The sequence below is a fragment of the Methylobacterium sp. WL18 genome, assembly GCF_008040015.1.
GTDB lineage: Bacteria > Pseudomonadota > Alphaproteobacteria > Rhizobiales > Beijerinckiaceae > Methylobacterium > Methylobacterium mesophilicum.
The window spans coordinates 1-4,002 of the sequence record NZ_VRVD01000436.1 but is presented as its reverse complement, the minus strand read 5'-3'; the positions used below and the strand labels follow the sequence as shown (position 1 = coordinate 4,002).

The following is a 4,002-nucleotide window of genomic DNA, read 5'->3' as shown; positions in this document are numbered from 1 at the left end:
GAGGAGCACCGCGCGCCGGTCGACGCGGTCCGCGAGCCAGCCGAACGGGATCTGGAACAGCACGTTGCCGAGCGCGATCAGGCTGACGAGGCCGGCCGCGCCCTGCGCGTCGTAGCCCAGGCGCAGGCCGTAGAGCGGCAGGATCGCGAAGATCCCGGTCTCCACCGCCCCGTACGCGAGGGCGGCGAGCAGCGCCCCGGGGGCGAACCGGAGATAGGCGAGGATGCTGCGCCCGGAGCCGTGCTCGATGGTCGGCGATAGCCCCCGGGCGAGGACGATCGGAAGGCCGCCGGCCAGCATCAGGGCGGCACCGGTCAGGTAGGGGGGCAAGCCTTCGGTCCCGACCAGCGCCAGGAGCGCCGGGCCTACCGCGAAGCCCGCCGCCAGCACGGTGGCGTAGATGCCCATCACCAGGCCGCGGCGCTCCGGCGGGGCGGCGGCGTTGATCCAGTACTCGGACAGCACGAACAGCGCGCCGAGCGTCGCCGAGAACACGAAGCGCAGCGGAAACCACAGGGCGATGCCCGGCACCATCGGGAAGGCGGCGAGGCTCACCGCCCCCACGACCAGCGCCAGGCAGAGCAGCCGCGCGACGCCGATCCGGGACGCGAGCCGCGGCACGAACGGCACCGTGCAGATGCTGGCGATGCCGGCGACCGCGGTGTTGAGCCCGATCAGCGTGCTCGACGCGCCGCGCCGCTCCAGCTCGATCGACAGGAGCGGGATCGACAGGCTGAGGCCGATCCCGACCACGGTGACGCAGGCGATGGCGGCGGTGATCGCCGCCACGGTGTCCGGCCCGATCCCGCTTGGCGCGACGATCCGGTCCGGTCTTTCCGAAACATTCACAGAGCGACTCGTTCCCGGCGCCCGTAGCGCTCGTAGTGGAAAGGGATCATCCGGTGCGGCGCGAAATCGGCCGCGATCTGCGCCTCCAGATCGTCCAGGATGGCGCGGGTGATGAAGGGCAGGTCGAGCTTGCGCGCCGCGTCGAGGCGGACCCAGGCGAGTTCGGTGAACTCGGCCTCCGGGCTGACCCGGCCGGTCTCCTCGGCCGCGACCATGCGGCGATCGACAGCGAAGAACCGCGTATCGAACCGGCGCACGCGCTTGGGCGGGGTGATCGCCCGGGCCACCAAGTGCAGCGCCTCCAGGTCCGGTAGGATCCCGTGCCGGGCGAAGGCCTCCCAGCCCGTGGGGGCGCTCTCCGGGGGGCCGTGCTCGCTCGTACCGAGCAGCAGGCCGGTCTCCTCGTAGGTCTCCCGGATGGCGGCCAGCGCCAGCGCCCGGCCGAGATGGTGCGGCTGCCGGGAGACCTGACGGGTCAACGCGGCCTCGGCATAGTCGGGCAGGGCGCCGGCCACCGGCATGTGGCGGTCGCCGAGTTCGATCCGGCCCCCGGGGAACACGAACTGCCCGGGCATGAAGGCGAGCCGTGGGTTGCGGCGGCCCATCAGGACCTTCGGGCCGCCCTTTCCGCGCCGGTCCAGCACGATCAGGGTTGCGGCGTCCCGCGGGCGCAGGCGCGCCGGGGACGGCGGCCGCTCAGCGCTGGTCGCGATCTCGGATTCCTGCTGCGGCTCCGGCTGCGGCAAGGCGTGTCTCCTTCAACCCCGAAACGGGGCGGCCCCGCGGTAACGTGGCGAAGCCGTGCATGCCAAGGGCGTATTGCAACCCGACGACGGCACCCTTGACCGGCTGGAGCAACGCGAGAGCGAACAGGAGCGTGAAGACCGGCCAGACGCCCATCTCGACCCACAAGGGGACATCGTAGGCGGTCTCGGTCTCCAGGATCAGGTAGCCGACGATGTGGGCGACGATGAAGATCACCACGTAGGGCGGCAGATCGTCCGCGCGGTGATGGTGCAGTTCCAGCCCGCAGGCGTCGCATTCCGGACGCACCTTCAGGAAGCGCCCGAAGATCCGGCCCTCCCCGCAATGCGGACAGCGGCCGATGAAGCCGCGCGCCATCGCGGGGATCAGGCGGGTGCGCATGGGAATCGCGTCGGTGGCCATGACCAGGGTCTACACCGGGCGGGTCACCGGCGCGAGCCGCGATGGCGCGTACCGGAGTTGCGGATGCCGGGCGGGCGCCCGGAGGGAGCGGCCTTAAACGGGCCGCCGCCGGGCTTCCGGCCGCCGCCATCCTTTCCGCCGGGCCCGGAACGGGTCTTGCCCTCGCTGAGCAGCTCGAACCGGAGCGCACCGGCCACCGGCGCGGCCTCGACCAGGCGGACTTCGACCCTGTCGCCCAATCGGAAGGTCTCGCCGCTGCGTTCGCCCACCAGGGCGTGCCGGGCCTCCTCGTGGCGGAAATAGTCGGCGCCGAGCTGCGAGATCGGCACGAACCCGTCCGCCCCGGTCTCGTCGAGCTTGATGAACAGGCCGGACCGGGTGACGCCCGCGATCTGGCCCGTGAAGGTCGCTCCGATCCGGTCGACCAGATGGTGCGCGATCAGCCGGTCGATGGTCTCCCGCTCCGCCGCCATGGCGCGGCGTTCGGCCGCCGAGATCTGCTCGCCGATCTGCGCGAGTTCGCCCGCCGACACCTCCGCGGGCAGGCCGTCCGCGCCGAGGCGGCAGGCGCTGATCAGCGCCCGGTGGACGATCAGGTCGGCGTAGCGGCGGATCGGCGAGGTGAAATGCGCGTAGCGGCGCAGGTTCAGCCCGAAATGGCCGAGATTCTCGGAGGCGTAGATGGCCTGGGCCTGGGAGCGCAGCACCACCTCGTTGATGAAGGTCGCGTGCTCGCTGCCGGCCACCGACCCGAGGATGCGGTTGAACAGGGCGGGGCGCAGCGCCCCTTCCTTGGGCAGCTTGATCCCGACCGAGGCCAGGACCTCACCGAGCGCCTGCATCTTCTCCTGCGCCGGCTCGTCGTGCACCCGGTAGATCAGCGCCTGCTTGGCCGCCTCCAGGGTCTCAGCGGCGGCGACGTTGGCCTGGATCATGAACTCCTCGATCAGCCGGTGCGCGTCGAGGCGTTCCGGCACGATCACCCGGTCGACCGCGCCCTCGGGCGAGAGCAGCACCTTGCGCTCGGGCAAATCGAGGGCCAGCGGCCCGCGATGGTCCCGGGCTTCGCGCAGGGCCGCGTAGGCCGCCCAGAGCGGGCGCAGCACCGTCTCCAGCAGCGGCGCGGCTGCGGCGTCCGCCTGCCCGTCGATGGCGGCCTGCGCCTGCGCGTAGGCGAGCTTGGCGCGCGAGCGCATCATCACCCGGTGGAACGTGTGGCGGCGCTTCACCCCGTCGGCGGCGACCACCATCCGGACCGCGATGGCCGGACGGTCCTCGCCCTCGCGCAGGGAGCAGAGATCGTTCGAGATCCGCTCCGGCAGCATCGGCACGACGCGGTCGGGGAAGTAGACCGAGTTGCCCCGCTCCAGCGCCTCGCGGTCGAGGCTCGAGCCGGGGCGGACATAGGCCGCGACATCCGCGATCGCGACCGTGACGATGAAGCCGCCCGGATTGGCCGGGTCGGAATCGGGCTCCGCCATCACGGCGTCGTCGTGGTCCTTGGCGTCCGGCGGATCGATGGTCAGCAGCGGGCGATCGCGCCAATCCTCGCGACCCTTGAGCGAGGCACGGGCCGCAGCGTCGGCCTCGGCCAGGGTCGCGTCCGAAAAGACGTGCGGGATGTTGTGCAGGTGCAGCGCGATCAGGCTGACGGCCTTCTCGGAGCCGAGCGAGCCGAGCCGTTCCCGCACGCGGCCCCGCGGCAGGCCGAAGCGCGTCTCCCGCTCCAGCGAGACGCTGACGAGGTCGCCGTCCCGGGCCTGACCCTCCTCGCCGGGCGGGATCAGGATCTCGCGGCCCTGTGAGCGCTTCTCGACGGGGACGATCCGGCCGCCCTGCGCGCCGGCGCGGTAGACGCCGATGATCTCGGCCTTGTTCTTTCCGATGACCTTGATGACCCGGCCGGTATAGCCGCCCTCGGCGTCGCGCTCGACCCGGACGAGGGCCCGGTCGCCGATCCCGGCGGCCGGGCGGTTGCCCTTGGGC

Annotated in this window: 4 protein-coding genes; all 4 read right to left on the bottom strand. The window is 72.1% G+C overall.

Going from position 1 to position 4,002, the window contains the following annotated elements; genetic code table 11:
- A partial coding sequence (locus FV228_RS22395) for an MFS transporter (RefSeq protein WP_246693993.1) occupies window positions 1-849 on the bottom strand: 849 nt, incomplete at its 3' end.
- Window positions 846-1,562 (bottom strand): NUDIX domain-containing protein, encoded by a 717-nt coding sequence (locus FV228_RS22390; RefSeq protein ID WP_238260050.1) that lies wholly within the window; start codon window positions 1,560-1,562, stop codon window positions 846-848. The genes FV228_RS22395 and FV228_RS22390, both read right to left, overlap by 4 nt.
- Complete coding sequence (locus tag FV228_RS22385; RefSeq protein ID WP_147856616.1) at window positions 1,546-2,016, bottom strand: DUF983 domain-containing protein; 471 nt, start codon at window positions 2,014-2,016, stop codon at window positions 1,546-1,548. The genes FV228_RS22390 and FV228_RS22385 overlap by 17 nt, the downstream gene beginning before the upstream one ends.
- 23 nt (window positions 2,017-2,039) lie before the next feature.
- Window positions 2,040-4,002: ribonuclease R (rnr, locus tag FV228_RS22380; RefSeq protein WP_147856615.1), on the bottom strand; the 1,963-nt coding region annotated here is incomplete at its 5' end.

Excerpts from the sequence above, each read along its gene's own strand:
- FV228_RS22385 (WP_147856616.1), bottom strand. The coding sequence starts at position 2,016 with ATGGCCACCGACGCGATTCCCATGCGCACCCGCCTGATCCCCGCGATG.